The sequence below is a fragment of the Marivita sp. S0852 genome (genome assembly GCF_046591575.1).
Lineage (GTDB): Bacteria > Pseudomonadota > Alphaproteobacteria > Rhodobacterales > Rhodobacteraceae > Marivita.
Map to the genome: position 1 here is coordinate 91,141 of NZ_JBIQWA010000010.1, position 15,259 is coordinate 106,399.

Below are 15,259 nucleotides of genomic sequence, written 5' to 3' on the forward strand. Positions count from 1 at the left end.
TAGTTTTTTAATTTGCCGTTTCAAAATACCTTTTTAAGATCTGAAAGTGACGAAATTGTCAGACCTGTTTGTGACCCACGGAGATGATGCCCCGAGTGGGGAAAATCTCGAATATGATCCTGATTTCACTGCGATGGAACTCGCGGCTCAGGCCGAGGAAGAGCGTCAGGCCGGTGACGAGATTGTCGAGGGAAAAGACCCGGATTTCAAGGATCTGGCCAAAAAAGCGCGGGTTGTCCTTGGGCGCAGCCACGACATCCGCGCAGCGGTGCATCTGGCCAATAGTGAACTGCGCCTGACGGGCCTTGAAGGGTTTGCCGATGCGGTAAAATACATCCGGTTTTGTCTTGAAGACCACTGGGACACCTGCCACCCGCAGCTTGATGAAGACGATGACGATGATCCAACCATGCGGATCAACGCGGTCACCAACCTGGCGGAACGCTCGACCGTTTTGCGCGGTCTCAGGCGGTCCACGCCGTTGTCGGAAAGCCGGAGTTTCGGCGGTGTCACCCTGCGCGATATTGAAATCGCCAATGGCGAGGCCGAGGCCAAAGAAGATGAAGATCTGAAATCCAGTGCCGATATCGAAGCGGCGTTTATGGACACCGACACAGATCGGCTCAGGGCGCTACACGACGCGGCTAAGACCGCGTTTGACGATATCAACGCCCTTGACGCGGTCTTTATGGACAAAACACCGGGCTATGGACCGTCGCTTGAACCGTTGCAGAAAATGATGGGCACACTTGTGGATGTCCTGTCCAGGGCCAGCGGTGCCGATCTGGAGGCAGAGGCCAAGGATGCAGCGGATGAGGAGGCGAGTGTGGCAGGTCAGCAACCCGCAAAAGTCACCAGTGGCGCGCCCGGTCAAATCACTTCGCGCGCGGACGTGGCCGCGTCGCTGGACAAGATCATCGAATTTTACAACCGCAATGAACCCTCCAGTCCCATACCGGTGCTGCTCAAGCGGGCCAGACGATTGGTGGGTGCGGATTTTATGACCATTATTAACGATTTGGCACCGCTTGGTGTTGAAAACGTCCATCTTGTTGGAGGTGTCGTAGAGGATCAGGAAGAGGAATACGAATAGACACTGCGTTGGTACGCGGACAATCCAGACGGCCTTGAAACAAAAAACAAATTAGCCGAACGAAACGGGGAGACCACATGTCCAGTTCACAGAAATTCATTGCAAGAAACCGCGCGCCAAGGGTGCAAATCGAATATGATGTCGAATTGTATGGCGCGGAAAAGAAGGTTCAGTTGCCCTTTGTCATGGGCGTCATGTCCGATCTGGTGGGCAAATCCGAAGTCGAACAACCCGGTATTGCCGACCGGAAGTTTTTGGAAATCGACGTCGACAATTTTGACGATCGCATGAAGGCCATGAAGCCGCGCGTCGCGTTTTCGGTTCCAAACAAACTGACCGGCGAGGGCAATCTTTCGGTCGATGTGTCCTTTGAAAGCATGGATGATTTCTCGCCCGGGGCGATTGCCGAAAAAGTCGAGCCTTTGAAAAAGCTGCTCGATGCGCGCAACGAGCTGTCCAACCTGATGACATATATGGACGGCAAGCCCGGTGCCGAAAACCTGATCGCTGATGCAATGAACGATCCCGCATTGCTCAAGTCACTTGCGGCCCAGGCCGCGCCTTCTGATGACGGCGCTGCCGCCAAGGACGAGGAGTAAAGCATGGCCGAGGAAGCAACAGCAGTTGAAGGTGGTGCCGCAGCCACGCAAACGTCAGACTCCGATTTTGCCAGTTTGTTGGAAAAAGAGTTCAAGCCGCGCACGGATACCGCAAAGACAGCCGTTCAATCGGCGGTCGCGACGTTGGCCCAGCAGGCCTTGGAAAACGCGTCTCTGATTTCCGAGGATGTCCTGCTTTCGCTTGAGGCCATGGTGGCAGAGATCGACCGCAAGCTGAGCGATCAGGTCAACGAGATCATCCACCACAACGAGTATCAAGAGCTTGAGAGCGCCTGGCGGGGTTTGCATTTTCTGGTGAATAACACCGAAACCGATGAAATGCTCAAGATCCGCGTGCTGAGCATCTCCAAAAAAGAGCTGCACAAGACGGTACGCAAATTCAAAGGCACCGCCTGGGACCAGTCGCCGATCTTCAAAAAACTGTATGGCGAAGAATACGACCAGATCGGTGGCGAACCCTATGGCTGTCTGGTGGGGGATTACTACTTTGATCACACACCGCCGGATGTCGAGCTTTTGGGCGAAATGGCGAAAATCGGGGCGGCGGCGCATGCTCCGTTCATTTCCGCCGCAGCCCCATCGCTCATGCAATTCGAAAGCTGGGGCGAGCTGTCCAATCCCCGCGATTTGACCAAGATTTTCCAAACGCCGGAATATGCCGGTTGGCGCAGTCTGCGCGAAAGCGAAGACAGTAAATATATCGGTCTGGCGATGCCGAAATTCCTGGGCCGCAATGTCTATGGTGCCAAAACCAACCCGGTGGATGAATTTGCGTTTGAAGAAGATGTCGGCGACGGCGATTCATCAAACTTTGCCTGGGTCAATGCCGCCTATGGCATGGCGATGAATATCAACCGCTCGTTCAAGGAATACGGCTGGTGCAGTCGGATCAGGGGGGTTGAATCCGGCGGAACAATCGAAGGGTTGCCAACACATACATTCCCCACCGACGATGGCGGCGTCGATATGAAATGCCCCACCGAGGTGACAATCGGCGACCGGCGCGAAGCGGAATTGGCCAAAGCCGGTCTGATGCCCCTATTGCACCGCAAAAACACCGACGTGGCGTCGTTCATCGGGGCGCAGTCGTTGCAGAAACCGGCCGAATACGACGATCCGGATGCCACCGCAAACGCCAATCTGGCAGCCCGTCTGCCCTATCTTTTCGCCACCTGCCGCTTTGCGCATTACCTCAAATGCATGGTGCGCGATAAGGTCGGATCGTTCAAAGAGCGCGAGGATATGGAGCGTTGGCTGAACGAGTGGATTTTGCAATATGTCGACGGCAGCCCAGAGCGGTCGACAGAGCGGACAAAGGCGGAAAAACCGCTGGCCGCCGCCGAGGTGGTCGTAGAAGCCGACGAAGAAAACCCCGGATATTACCGGTCGCAGTTTTTCCTGCGTCCGCATTACCAGCTTGAAGGCCTGTCAGTATCACTGCGCCTTGTCTCCAAGCTGCCGTCTGAAAAGCAATAAAGCCCTGTCCAAGCCGCGCATTGTGGCTTGGACCTTCATTTTGACAGCGGGGACATCTCCGCACTTATAGAAAGGAAATTATCATGGCCGTTGACCAGTTTTTGAAGATCGGGGACATCAAAGGCGAAGCCAAGGACGACAAGAAAAAAGGCGAGATTGATGTTCTTGCCTGGTCGTGGGGCATGAGCCAGAGCGGCACGTTTCACCATGGCGGTGGCGGCGGTGCCGGAAAGGCCAATTTCTCGGACCTGTCGGTCACCACCTACATTGAAAACGGCACATCCGCATTGCTGCAGATGTGTGCAACCGGTGATCACGTCAAAGAAGCGACGCTGACGGTGCGCAAGGCGGGTAAAAAACCGATGGAGTATCTGACGATCAAGATGAAAAAGGTCATGGTGACCTCTGTGTCAACCGGCGGATCGAGTGGCGAAGACCGCCTGACGCAGAACATTTCGCTTAATTTTGCCGAGGTCGAAGTCATCTACAAAGAACAGAAAGACGATGGCAGCGCCGGGGCGGACAAGAAGTTTGCCTACGATATCGAAGCCAACAAAGACTTGAGCTAACGCTCAAAGCCCGCTGGCTTTTGAGCCAGCGGGTCAATGCCGGATGTTCGGAGAGTGCCGTTGACCAATACACCCCAGGATCTACTCAAAGCCGGAGACCTCAACGGAACGCTTGCAAGCCTTCAGGATGCCGTACGGGCCAAACCCGAAGATGCCAAACTGCGCATATTTCTGTTTCAGTTGCTTTGCGTCATGGGCGACTGGAAGCGCGCGATCACACAGCTCAAGCTGTGCGCGCAATTGGATGCTTCTGCCTTGCCGATGGCCCAGACCTACCGCGAAGCGATCATCTGCGAAGTGTTTCGCGAAAAGGTGTTCGCGGGTGAAAAAGACCCTCTGATCTTTGGCCAGCCCCAGGATTGGGTGGCCTTGCTGGCCGAAGCGTTGAAAGCCCAAGCCAGCGGAAACGCCGATCACGCGGCACAATTGCGGCAACAGGCCTTTGACCAGGCCCCCATGACGGGCGGTGTTCTGGACGGGCAGAGTTTTGACTGGATTGCTGATGCAGACATGCGTCTTGGTCCCATCCTTGAGATTGTCGTGAATGGGAAATATTTCTGGATGCCGTTTAACACGCTGTCCACGCTGCATCTCGACCCGCCGGAAGACCTGCGCGATACCGTCTGGACGGCGGCAACCCTGACCCTGGCCAATGGCGGTGAACTGGTCGGTCTGATCCCGACGCGCTATGCCGGTACTGCCGACCGGGGCACCGACGCGATGAAGCTGTCGCGCGCCACCGAATGGGAAGATCTGGGCGGCGATGTCTTTGCCGGGCTGGGTCAGCGGCTTTTGACCACAAACGAGGCCGACATCCCATTGATGGATGCGCGTATCTTCCAGTTTACCGCAACAGACGCGCTGGTTGATGTGGGGGAAACCGCGGATGGCTGACCGCACGCTCACTGAGCGTCTGCAGCCTTCCATTCTAGACAGATTGACAGACGAGGATCGCTCCCAAAAATCCGAGACAGGTGCGGAGCGTATGATTGATATCCGACGCTTGCGCGAGATCATTCAGCGCGATCTGGCATGGCTTTTGAACACTGGTAATTTGGAATCGGAAATCGACCCCGAAGCCTATCCCCACGCGCGGCGCTCTGTCCTGAATTATGGCGTGCCGGATGCGACCGGGGATTTTGCCAACAAACGCCGCGCCGAGGATGTGCGCGAGACAATCCAGAACGCGATCGAGCTGTTCGAGCCGCGCCTGATTGATGGCAGCGTCACCGTGATCAGCCGCACGGAAAACGAAGGTCGGGCGTCGGTGATCGTGTTTGATATCCTGGCCGATATGTGGGCCGAGCCGCTTCCGGCAGAGCTGTATCTTCGAAGCCAGTTCGACACGACCACCGGTCAGATTTCTCTTGAGCGCGGGTCCTGAACAAAATGGATACACGCCTTCTCAGACATTACGAAACGGAACTGGCCTTCCTCCGAGAGATGGGGGCCGAGTTTGCCAAATCCTATCCCAAGATCGCGTCGCGTCTGGGAATGGATGGTCTTGAAATTCTCGACCCGTATGTCGAACGCTTGCTAGAGGGCACGGCGTTTCTGACCGCGCGGGTGCAGCTTGAGCTTGAACAGCAATATCCGGCATTCACCAGCCATCTGCTGGATGTGGTATTTCCGCATTTTCTGGCGCCAACCCCGTCGATGACCATTGCCGAGCTGACCCCGGATTACGAAAATGCCGATCTGGCCGCCGGATACACACTGCCGCGCGATACGGTTTTGCGCTCGAAAAAGGTGCCGGGCGCGCAGAAAGCCTGTCAGTTCAGGACATCGCAAGATGTCGATCTGTGGCCGCTGACGATTTCAGAGGCCGACTATATCGACGGGCGCGGCGCATTGGTGGCGGCCGGTATCGCCGTGGACAGTGCCGCCCGCGCCGCCGTCAGATTGCGGCTGACGCGGTACGGGGATCTGCCGATCAGCGAATTGCCGGTTGACCGGCTGACGCTGTTTCTGGGCGGGCAGATCAGCACCGGCTGGACCCTGTTTGAAATGTTATGCTCGAAACCGGCGACGGTTGTCGCGCGGTCGGTCAATCGGCGCGATGATTGGGTTGTGCCGCTGAAAGCGCCGGTCACATCGCGGGGGCTGGACCCGGACGATGCCCTGTTGCCCCTGCCGCGCCCGTCTTTTGATGGCTACCGAATGTTGCAAGAATATTTCGCCATGCCCGAGCGGAATTTGTTTGTGGAACTATCGGGCCTGCAAGACGCAATCGCCAGGGCGGAGGGGGCCAGCGTCGATATCTATCTGTTGCTGCGGGAAAACAGGGCGTCAATCGCGCCCAATATCTCGCCGGATGCGTTCAAACTGTTCTGCGCGCCTGCCATTAACCTCTTTCCCAAACGCTGCGACCGCGTCCCGATCAGCCCGCGTGTCACCGAATACCACCTGGTTCCCGACCGCACCGCGCCCAAGGATTTCGAGGTGTTCTCGATTTCCAAAGTGACGGGGATGAGCCGCGAAGGCGTGGATGATATCGACCTGAAGGCGTTCTATTCGTCAGACGAACTGACCGCAGCGGGCGGTGGCGGCAGCGCGTATTACACCCACAAACGGCATCTGCGCCAACGCAGCGAGGCGGAAACCCTGCGCGGGGTGCGGACCAACTATCTGGGGTCTGAAAGTTATCTGTCGGTCGTCGACGCAAACGAGGCCCCGTATCCCGCCAGGCTAAGCCAATTGGCGGTCGAAGCGATGGTCACCAACCGGGATCTGCCGATGCTGTTGCCAAACGGCGTCGACAACGTCTTTCACCTGCCCGATGGCGGGCCGGTGGCCACGATCCGAACGCTGATCGGCCCCACCAAACCCCGCGCCTGCATCGCCCAGGGCGATGCCGCCTGGCGCGCGATCAGCCATCTGAGCCTGAATTACCTGTCGATCTCGGATGATACCGGGGCAGAGGGCGGCGGTGCAGCGGCGCTGCGCGAAATCATCGGGCTTTACACACCGATCGGTGACCGCGCGCTGGAACAGCAGATCGAAGGCATTGTTTCTGTCACCACCCGCCCCATTGTGCGGCGCATGCATGACGGGGTGCTGTCCACAGCCATTCGCGGTCAGGAAATCGCGCTGGAATTTGATGAAACCCTGTTCGAGGGCAGTTCGGTCTTTGCGCTTGCCACGGTGCTTGACCGCTTTTTTCAGAAATACGCCACGATAAACAGTTTCACCGAAACGGTGTTGCGCACCCAACAAAGAGGAGAGATCACAAGATGGTCACCAAGGATGGGGGCGAACCGCGTGATCTGACCCATCTGGAGGATCTGATCCGCGACCCCAAACCCTATCACATCTTCCACGCGATGCGCATTCTCGAAGCGCAGCTGGACGGGACACCGCGCTTTGGCGATGCGCGTCGCCCGCGTCAGGACAAGGTGCGTTTTGGACAAGAGCCGTATCTTGGCTTTCCGCCCACAACGATTTCCGCGCTCACGCCGCAAACCGCAGACCAGCCGCCAAAGCTTGTGAACCTGTTCTTTGGCTTTTTCGGCCCGCATGGCCCGTTGCCGCTGCATTTGACCGAATATGCCAGAAGCCGCCAGGTCCACCACAATGACCCGACATTTGTGGCCTTTGCCGATATGCTGACCCACCGCGTGATGAGCCTGATGTACCGCGCCTGGGTGCGGGGTCAGCCCACGGCCGCGTTTGACAGGGGTGACAAGTCCGAAACCGAAACCAAGATCGCCGCCTTGTCGGGCCATCACGGAGACCACCTCAGACAGCGCGATGCGATGCCGGATCTGGCCAAACGGCATTACGCCGGGCTTTTGTCGGGTGGTCCGAAGAACGCCGACGGACTGGTCGCTCTTTTGAACGGGTTTTTCGATGCCGATGTAGCGCTCGAAGAATTCGTCGGAGAGTGGCTGACGCTCGAACCCGATGATCGCTGGGTTTTGGGGGGGCTTGGTGGCCTTGGGAAAACCACATCCATTGGCGAACGGGTCTGGTCGAATGCGTCGAAATTTCGTCTGCGCATCGGACCGCTATCGCTTGAGGCGTACAAGAAATTTCTACCCGGAACGCCCGCGCTGAACCGATTGCGGGCGATTGTGAAAAACTATGTCGGGGATCAATTCGACTGGGATGTGAACCTTGTTGTGCGCGGACAAGAGGTGCCGCAGGCGCAGCTGGGACATAGCACCCAATTGGGATTGACCAGCTGGATCGGCTCTGAAGAGCATCCACCCGAAGTTGCCGACCTGTATCTTATTCCATTGCATCAAATACCGATAAACGCGGCGATTGCCGCCTGAAAAACAATTGTGTCGCACCTCTGCGAAGGAGACAAAAATGACCGAGATTAGCCGCGTAGCCCTGTTTGGGAAATTGAACAAAGTTGGCTATCAAGCCATCGAAGGGGCCACCGTATTCTGCAAGATGCGCGGCAATCCTTATGTCGAGATCATTCACTGGCTGGCGCAGTTGGTGCAGACCGACAATTCCGATATTCAAAAGATCATCCAGCACTACGATCTTGATCCCGCCAAGCTGTCTGCCGACATGACCCGCGCACTGGATGCGTTGCCGCGCGGGGCAAGTTCGATCTCGGACCTTAGCGCGCATCTGCAAGACGCGATGGAGCGCGCTTGGGTCTATGGATCGTTGCTCTTCAACTCCAATCAGGTGCGCACAGGGCATCTGATCCTCGGAATGTTGAAAACGCCGGAGTTGCGGTCGATCCTGATGAATATCTCGAAAGAGTTTTCGAAAGTCGGTGCGGATGACCTGTCGGACAATTTTGCCACTGTGGTGGATGGATCGATCGAAGACAGCCTGCGCCCGCAGGACGGATCGCAAACCGGTGGTGGTGCTGTGCCGGGCGAAGCGTCTGGCGCGATGGCACCGGGTGCGATGGGCAAGGAAGAAGCTCTGGCGCAGTATTGCACGGACCTGACTGAACAGGCCCGTAACGGAGAGATTGATCCGATTGTCGGTCGTGACGAGGAAATCCGCCAGATTGTCGATGTCCTGATGCGCCGTCGCCAAAACAATCCGATCCTCACCGGCGAAGCGGGTGTCGGCAAAACCGCTGTGGTCGAAGGCTTTGCCCTGCGGATCGCACGGGGCGATGTCCCACCCGCTTTGCGCGAGGCCCGTTTGCTGACGCTGGATGTCGGGCTGCTGCAGGCCGGTGCGTCGATGAAAGGCGAATTTGAAAACCGGCTGCGACAGGTGATTGACGAGGTGCAGGCCTCCACGGTGCCGATCATCATGTTCGTTGACGAAACCCACACCTTGGTCGGGGCAGGGGGCGCTGCCGGAACTGGCGATGCGGCCAACCTGCTCAAACCGGCTTTGGCGCGCGGCACCTTGCGCACAATCGGGGCCACCACCTGGGCCGAATACAAGAAACACATCGAAAAAGACCCCGCTTTGACCCGTCGCTTCCAGGTCGTGCAGGTTGACGAGCCCGATATCCCCAAAGCCATCATGATGATGCGCGGCATCGCGACGATGCTGGAAAGCCACCACAAGGTGCAGGTTCTGGACGAAGGGATCGAGGCGGCGGTATCGCTGTCGGCGCGGTACATCCCCGCGCGTCAGTTGCCTGACAAGTCGGTCAGCGTTCTTGATACAGCCTGCGCCCGCGTTGCGGTCAGCCAGCACGCGGTCCCTGCCGAAGTGGACGACAGCCGCAAGCGCATTGATGCGCTGACCACCGAGCTTGAGATCATCGGACGCGACGAAACCGCGGGCATGGAGGTGGGCACACGCCGCGATGCCATCACCGCGCTGAAAGAGGAAGAAGAGGCCCGTCTGGCCGATCTGGACAAACGCTGGGAAGCAGAGAAAGCCGTGGTCGCCAGCATCCTCGATCTGCGCGCCAAGCTGCGCGAGGGCGGTGCCCCTGTGGATGCACCGGATGCCGACGGGGCCGAGGCCGCCGAAGCCAGCCCCATGACCGCCGAAGAACGCGTAGACCTGCTGGAGCAGCTCAAGGCCAAAAACGCGGAACTGACCGAACTGCAGGGCGAGAACCCCCTGATCCTGCCCATCGTAGATGAACAAGCCGTGGCCAGCGTGGTTGGCGACTGGACCGGCATTCCCGTCGGACGGATGGTGAGTGACGAACTTGCCGTTGTGTTGAACCTCAAGGACCATCTGGCAAAACGTGTGATTGGTCAGGACCACGCGATGGAAATGATTGCAAAACGCATCCAGACCAGCCGCGCGGAACTCGACAATCCGAACAAGCCCATCGGTGTCTTCATGCTGGCCGGGACCAGCGGCGTTGGCAAAACCGAAACCGCGCTGGCGCTGGCCGAGGTGCTCTATGGTGGCGAACAGAATGTCATCACCATCAACATGTCCGAATATCAGGAATCCCATACCGTCAGCAGCCTGAAAGGCGCGCCTCCGGGGTATGTCGGTTATGGCGAAGGCGGCGTGTTGACCGAAGCCGTGCGGCGCAAACCCTATTCGGTGGTATTGCTGGACGAGGTCGAAAAGGCCCACCCGGATGTGCATGAACTCTTCTTCCAGGTGTTCGACAAGGGCGTGATGGAGGATGGCGAAGGGCGCCTGATCGACTTTAAGAACACGCTGATCCTGCTGACCTCGAACGCCGGATCGGACCTGATCATGGACATGTGCGCCGACCCCGATCTGATGCCCGAACCCGAAGGCATCGCCAAGGCGCTGCGTGATCCGCTGCTCAAGATTTTCCCGGCGGCATTGCTGGGGCGGCTGGTCACCATCCCGTATTATCCGCTTAGCCCCGATATGATCGGCAAGATCACCCGCTTGCAGCTGAACCGCATTCAGAAGCGCGTGACCGAAGCTCATGGCGTGCCGTTCGAATATTCGGATGCGGTGGTCGATACCATCGTGTCGCGGTGTCAGGAACTGGAATCCGGTGGCCGGATGATCGACGCGATTGTCACAAACACCATGCTGCCCGACATTTCCTCGGAATTCCTGCGCCGCATGATGGACGGAAACTTGGTCAGCAAGGTCGCAATTGATGCGGCAGACGGAGATTTCACCTACGCGTTCGATTGACCAACCCACCATGTCACCGACGGCCGGGACGATGATAGAATGTTGGTAAGAGAGACTATTCTGGGCTACGCTCGGATCATTGAAAAAGGCGATTTATATGCTGCAGAACATTGATCCCACGGGCTTTCCGCTTCGTTTGGAAGGCGAATGCAAAGACAAAAAGCTCCTGCCTCTTGTCGCGCGGGTCAAGGAGAGCATGAGCCAGATCCCGGTCATGGATGTCGATTTCTACTGCGAAAACGGCAAGCTGCCCCTGAGAGAAATTGTCGGCAAAACGATGCATCTGGTGGCGGACAGCGATGACCAGAGCAAGAAACGCTGGTTTCGCGGCACCTGCGTGTCCGCCGAATTCATCGGCGCGCTGGATGTCGGGGGCCATTACAAAGCCGAGGTCCGGCCCTGGCTTTGGTTCCTCACCCGGCGCACCGATTTGCGCATCTTTCAGGACATGACGGTCTTTGACATCATTCAGAAGGTGATCGGAGAATATGATTATTCCGGCAACATCACCAACAACCTGAATGCGAAATACGACCCCCGCGTGTATTGCGTGCAGTATCGGGAAACCGATTTTGATTTCATCAGCCGTCTGATGGAAGAAGAAGGCATTTATTATTACTTTGAACATGACGGCGACACCGAAAAGATGGTGTTTGCAGATGTGTATTCCGCCCATACCAAGGTGGATGCCCCGGCCCAGCTGCGCTTTAGCCCCTATACCCGCCGGTCAACGACCGAAGTGTTGGAACCGTTGGTGTTCGAATGGAACGCGCTGGAAAATATCCGCAGTGGCAAAGTCACGTTGGACGATTTTGATTTTGAAAACATCAAAGCCGATCTTCAGGTCGAAAGCGCCATCCCCGCCGGGGCTTATTCCAAAACCGCCGACAATCGCTACGATTATCCCGGCCATTACCGCACCGCCGGGTTGGGAGAGGCGTTTGCCCGGGTCCGGATGGAAGCCGAAGCGGTGCAGCATCATGTGATCACGGGACTATCAGACGCCGTAAACCTTGCCATTGGGCACACGGTCTCGGTGGAAAAGCTTGAGCGCACAAGCGAACCCAAAGACGTGATGCTGATCGAATGTCATCATGATTACGTGCAATTGGATGCTCTGAAAGAAGACGGGCTTTCCGACCTGCGGGACAGCCTCAAGACAGGCACCATCAAACCCGGCTATGACGAGCCTCATATCGTGCAGTTCAAGGCAATCGATTCCGAACAGCAATATCGCGCGCCGCAAACAACGCCCTGGCCCAATATCGGTGGCATCCACACCGCTTTTGTGACCGGTCCGGCAAAAGAAGAAATCCACACCGACAAATACGGGCGCATCAAGGTGCAGTTCCACTGGGATCTTGACGGCAAAAATGACGAAAAAACCACCTGCTGGGTGCGCACCATGATGCCCTGGACCGGCAAAAACTGGGGTGCCATCGCCGTGCCGCGCGTCGGCCAAGAAGTTGTTATTCAGTTCGAGGAAGGCGATCCCGACCGCCCTTTGTGTATCGGCATGCTGTATAATGACAAGATGATGCCGCCTTACAAACTGCCTGAAAACAAAACTCAATCCGGCGTGAAAACCAACAGCACCAAAGGTGGCGGCGGGTTCAACGAGCTGATGTTTGAGGACAAGAAAGACGACGAATTGGTCCGTTTCCAGTCAGAAAAGGACTATGAACAAATCGTCAAGAACAATGCCACCATCACGGTGGGTCTTGAAAAGAAGTCCTCTGGTGATCTGACCCAGACAATCCAGAACAATATGACCGAAACGATCAAAAAGGGCGACCACGACACCACCATCGAAACCGGCGATCACACCACCAAGGTGAGCCGGGGAAACATGGACGTCAAAGTGGATATGGGCAAAATCACGGTCGAGGCCGCGCGCTCTATCGAATTCACGGTAGGGAAGTCCAAAATCAAGATGGACCCGATGTCGATCAGTATCACAAGCCCGACAATCACTGTCAAAGCCGATATCAAAGCCGATTTGGCCAGCCCGCTCACCACTGTCAAAGGCGACGGCATGCTGGTGCTGAAGGGCGGCGTTGTGACGATTAACTAGGAGCCGGAAGATGGCAGGGCGTTTTAGTAATTTGAGTAAAGTCCCCGACGAGCCTGCGGCCAAGCTGCTGGCCCAGCAGAACATCCATTTGTCAGCCGACCTGTCCGCACCGGCCAGCGCGTCTGTCGAAGAGGTTCTTGATGAACTGGCAGCCAAGAACGCGGATATGGATTTGTTGAAATGCGTGGCCGTTATACTGCCGCCCCGCGAACGTGTCTGGTGGGCGTGTCTTGCCGCGCGCGATATCGTGGGCGAGGGGCCAGAAAACGAAACCCGCTCTCTCAGGGCGGCCGAGGCCTGGGTTTTTCGCCCAACCGATGAAACCCGCAACGAGGCCATCCACAGCATGGAATTCGCCCATATCGACGACGAAACCGTGAAATGCGCGATGGGGGTGATGTATAGCGATGGTACGCTGGGAACGGGCGACATGGCCCAATTGGAAGCCCCCGCCGGTGCCGGAGCGATTGCCGCATTCGCCATGAATATCGAGGCGTTGACCACCCGGCTGGATGAATACGACACCTATTTGCACGAACTGATTGACCGCGGGATCGATATCGCACGAGGCGGCAACGGAAAACCCAAGGCTCAGGGAAAGGATCTGTAATGGCAGGACTGCCGCAGGCTCGGGTGTTTGATTTGCACGGATGTATGTTGCCCACCATCCCGCCACCCCCGCCGCCCGGTGTACCGGCACCGATCCCCATCGCGCCGCCCTGTTGCGTGACGGTTCTGGTCAAATACCTGCCAGCCGCGCGTCTGGGCGATATGACGATGGCCGCGCCGCCGCATCCCATCATCAAGGGATCGGCGACCGTTTTGATCGGCAAGATGCCCGCCGCGCGGATTGGCGATACCTGCATGTGCGGCGGGCCGATCCTCAAGGGTGAACCAACTGTTCTGGTCGGAGGGTAGGCGTCGTTTATGGCTGTGACGTTGAAATTCCAGTCATCGGGCATGGTCCCCGGCGATGGCCGCCCTGTCCAGATGCAGGGGGGCAGTCTGACGGTGGGGCGTGGGCCGTCCAATGATCTTGTGTTGCCAGATCCGGACCGGGTGCTGTCCAAAAGCCATTTCGTGATCGAAGATCACAATGGCAAAATCGTGATTGTCGACTTTTCCACCAACGGCACGTTTCTGAATTATTCAAAGGTGCCACTGGGGCGGGTGCCCACCCCGTTGAACAACGGCGATGTTCTGTCTGCGGGCGGTTACGAGCTGGTGGTCGAGATCGGGCAGGATTTGCCGGATCTTGACGATCTGATCCCGCCAGCCCCGGCGCAGACCGGCGTTTCGCACGGCGATGCCGGGGCGGCCCCGGACCCGATGGCAATGCTGGATCAGCCCGGACCCGAGGGCGATTTTCTGGATGACCTTCTGGGCGCAGAGGCCGGTCCAACCGGGCCGGGCCAGCTGCAAACCAGCGACCCGATCGACGAATTGCTGCCGCCTTTGGGCGAAGAGGAAGACCCGTTCTTTCAAAAAGCCCCGGACGGCCGCGAGGGCGAGGGCGCGTCGCTGCCCATGCACAATCCGTCCGTCACCGACAGTTTCACGGCCTCCGGCAAAAGCGACCCCGGTCTGATCCCCGATGATTGGGATGACCTGTTGGCCCCGGATGAGCCGGACACAAGCACATCCGAAACACCTGCTGATCCCGGTGCCGACGACACGCCCGCAGCCCAACCGCCCGCGTCTGAGCCGGCCCCGACCGAGGCACCGTCAAAACCCGAACCGCCGTCGCAACCCGCGGTTTCGACAGCGCCAACGCAGGATGGGCTGCCTCAAGATCGCTCTGCCGCGCAGTCGTTTATCGCTGCGCTTGATGCAGATGACCTGCATATCGACGATGCCGATCTTGACAAAACAATGCGCCGAATGGGCCGGGTGATGCGCAAGATGATCGTCGGTCTGCGCGAAATTCTGATGACCCGCACGTCGATCAAATCCGAGTTTCGCATTGATCAGACCATGATCAGCGCCGGGGGCAACAACCCCCTGAAATTCTCACTGAGCGAGGATGATGCGGTTTTGGCCTTGGTGAAGCCGAAAGCCAAAGGATATCTCAGCCCTGAAACCGCCGTCGAACAGGCGCTTGATGATATCAAGGCGCATGAGATCGCGATGGTCACCGGAATGGAAGCGGCCATCAAAGGTGTGCTTGCCAAGCTTGATCCAGAGGTTCTGGCCGGACAGATTGAGACATCCAGCGCGATTGGCAGTATGTTTAAGGGTAAAAAGGCCCGGTACTGGGAAGTTTACGAAAAGATGTATGCCCAGATTTCCGATCAGGCCGAAAATGATTTTCATGAATTGTTCAGCCGCGAGTTCGCTCGCGCCTATAAAGAGCAGCTCGATAAACTAAAATAGCGCGTTTGCGCGCAATATAAAGACGGGG

Annotated in this window: 13 protein-coding genes; all 13 read left to right on the forward strand. The window is 57.5% G+C overall.

The features are described 5' to 3' along the window. The first annotated feature begins 46 nt into the window (after window positions 1-46). The 13 genes from tssA to tagH all read left to right on the forward strand — a co-directional run bounded on the left by tssA (window position 47) and on the right by tagH (window position 15,231). On the forward strand, window positions 47-1,093 hold the full coding sequence (tssA, locus tag ACG74X_RS17915) for a type VI secretion system protein TssA (protein WP_411236547.1): 1,047 nt from the start codon (window positions 47-49) through the stop codon (window positions 1,091-1,093). A 77-nt stretch (window positions 1,094-1,170) separates the two neighbouring features. Then, window positions 1,171-1,692 (forward strand): type VI secretion system contractile sheath small subunit, encoded by a 522-nt coding sequence (gene tssB / locus ACG74X_RS17920; RefSeq protein WP_411236548.1) that lies wholly within the window; start codon window positions 1,171-1,173, stop codon window positions 1,690-1,692. Window positions 1,693-1,695: 3 nt separating this feature from the next. Then, window positions 1,696-3,189 carry a type VI secretion system contractile sheath large subunit gene (tssC, locus tag ACG74X_RS17925; protein WP_411236549.1) on the forward strand — a complete coding sequence of 498 codons (1,494 nt, stop codon included), beginning with the start codon at window positions 1,696-1,698 and terminating at the stop codon, window positions 3,187-3,189. Between the two features lie 83 nt (window positions 3,190-3,272). Next, entirely contained in the window at window positions 3,273-3,758 is a 486-nt protein-coding gene (locus ACG74X_RS17930) for an Hcp family type VI secretion system effector (RefSeq protein WP_411236550.1), read from the forward strand. Between the two features lie 60 nt (window positions 3,759-3,818). Next, window positions 3,819-4,652 carry a type VI secretion system accessory protein TagJ gene (locus tag ACG74X_RS17935; RefSeq protein ID WP_411236551.1) on the forward strand — a complete coding sequence of 278 codons (834 nt, stop codon included), beginning with the start codon at window positions 3,819-3,821 and terminating at the stop codon, window positions 4,650-4,652. Continuing rightward, window positions 4,645-5,142 carry a type VI secretion system baseplate subunit TssE gene (tssE, locus tag ACG74X_RS17940; protein ID WP_411236552.1) on the forward strand — a complete coding sequence of 166 codons (498 nt, stop codon included), beginning with the start codon at window positions 4,645-4,647 and terminating at the stop codon, window positions 5,140-5,142. The genes ACG74X_RS17935 and tssE overlap by 8 nt, the downstream gene beginning before the upstream one ends. Before the next feature lie 5 nt (window positions 5,143-5,147). Next, the gene (gene tssF, locus ACG74X_RS17945; protein ID WP_411236553.1) at window positions 5,148-7,028 is read left to right on the forward strand and encodes a type VI secretion system baseplate subunit TssF; all 1,881 of its coding nucleotides are present in this window, start codon (window positions 5,148-5,150) and stop codon (window positions 7,026-7,028) included. Beyond that, entirely contained in the window at window positions 6,992-8,035 is a 1,044-nt protein-coding gene (tssG, locus tag ACG74X_RS17950) for a type VI secretion system baseplate subunit TssG (RefSeq protein WP_411236554.1), read from the forward strand. Before tssF ends, tssG begins: the two co-directional genes overlap by 37 nt. A gap of 37 nt (window positions 8,036-8,072) precedes the next feature. Beyond that, the gene (gene tssH / locus ACG74X_RS17955) at window positions 8,073-10,784 is read left to right on the forward strand and encodes a type VI secretion system ATPase TssH (protein WP_411236555.1); all 2,712 of its coding nucleotides are present in this window, start codon (window positions 8,073-8,075) and stop codon (window positions 10,782-10,784) included. A 97-nt stretch (window positions 10,785-10,881) separates the two neighbouring features. Beyond that, window positions 10,882-12,858: a type VI secretion system Vgr family protein gene (locus ACG74X_RS17960; RefSeq protein ID WP_411236556.1), complete on the forward strand. Its 1,977-nt coding sequence runs from the start codon at window positions 10,882-10,884 to the stop codon at window positions 12,856-12,858. A 10-nt stretch (window positions 12,859-12,868) separates the two neighbouring features. Beyond that, the gene (locus tag ACG74X_RS17965) at window positions 12,869-13,468 is read left to right on the forward strand and encodes a DUF6931 family protein (RefSeq protein ID WP_411236557.1); all 600 of its coding nucleotides are present in this window, start codon (window positions 12,869-12,871) and stop codon (window positions 13,466-13,468) included. Beyond that, a complete protein-coding gene (locus ACG74X_RS17970; RefSeq protein ID WP_411236558.1) occupies window positions 13,468-13,776 on the forward strand; it encodes a PAAR domain-containing protein in 309 nt (102 codons plus the stop codon). The genes ACG74X_RS17965 and ACG74X_RS17970 overlap by 1 nt, the downstream gene beginning before the upstream one ends. Window positions 13,777-13,785: 9 nt before the next feature. Beyond that, a complete protein-coding gene (gene tagH / locus ACG74X_RS17975; protein ID WP_411236559.1) occupies window positions 13,786-15,231 on the forward strand; it encodes a type VI secretion system-associated FHA domain protein TagH in 1,446 nt (481 codons plus the stop codon). Window positions 15,232-15,259 lie beyond the last annotated feature (28 nt).

Bases quoted from the DNA above. Each gene is read 5' to 3' on its own strand.
- ACG74X_RS17965 (WP_411236557.1), top strand. From the start codon at position 12,869: ATGGCAGGGCGTTTTAGTAATTTGAGTAAAGTCCCCGACGAGCCTGCG.
- tssH (WP_411236555.1), top strand. From the start codon at position 8,073: ATGACCGAGATTAGCCGCGTAGCCCTGTTTGGGAAATTGAACAAAGTT.
- tssC (WP_411236549.1), top strand. From the start codon at position 1,696: ATGGCCGAGGAAGCAACAGCAGTTGAAGGTGGTGCCGCAGCCACGCAA.
- tssE (WP_411236552.1), top strand. From the start codon at position 4,645: ATGGCTGACCGCACGCTCACTGAGCGTCTGCAGCCTTCCATTCTAGAC.
- tssG (WP_411236554.1), top strand. From the start codon at position 6,992: ATGGTCACCAAGGATGGGGGCGAACCGCGTGATCTGACCCATCTGGAG.
- tssF (WP_411236553.1), top strand. From the start codon at position 5,148: ATGGATACACGCCTTCTCAGACATTACGAAACGGAACTGGCCTTCCTC.
- tagH (WP_411236559.1), top strand. From the start codon at position 13,786: ATGGCTGTGACGTTGAAATTCCAGTCATCGGGCATGGTCCCCGGCGAT.
- ACG74X_RS17970 (WP_411236558.1), top strand. From the start codon at position 13,468: ATGGCAGGACTGCCGCAGGCTCGGGTGTTTGATTTGCACGGATGTATG.
- ACG74X_RS17960 (WP_411236556.1), top strand. From the start codon at position 10,882: ATGCTGCAGAACATTGATCCCACGGGCTTTCCGCTTCGTTTGGAAGGC.
- tssB (WP_411236548.1), top strand. From the start codon at position 1,171: ATGTCCAGTTCACAGAAATTCATTGCAAGAAACCGCGCGCCAAGGGTG.
- ACG74X_RS17930 (WP_411236550.1), top strand. From the start codon at position 3,273: ATGGCCGTTGACCAGTTTTTGAAGATCGGGGACATCAAAGGCGAAGCC.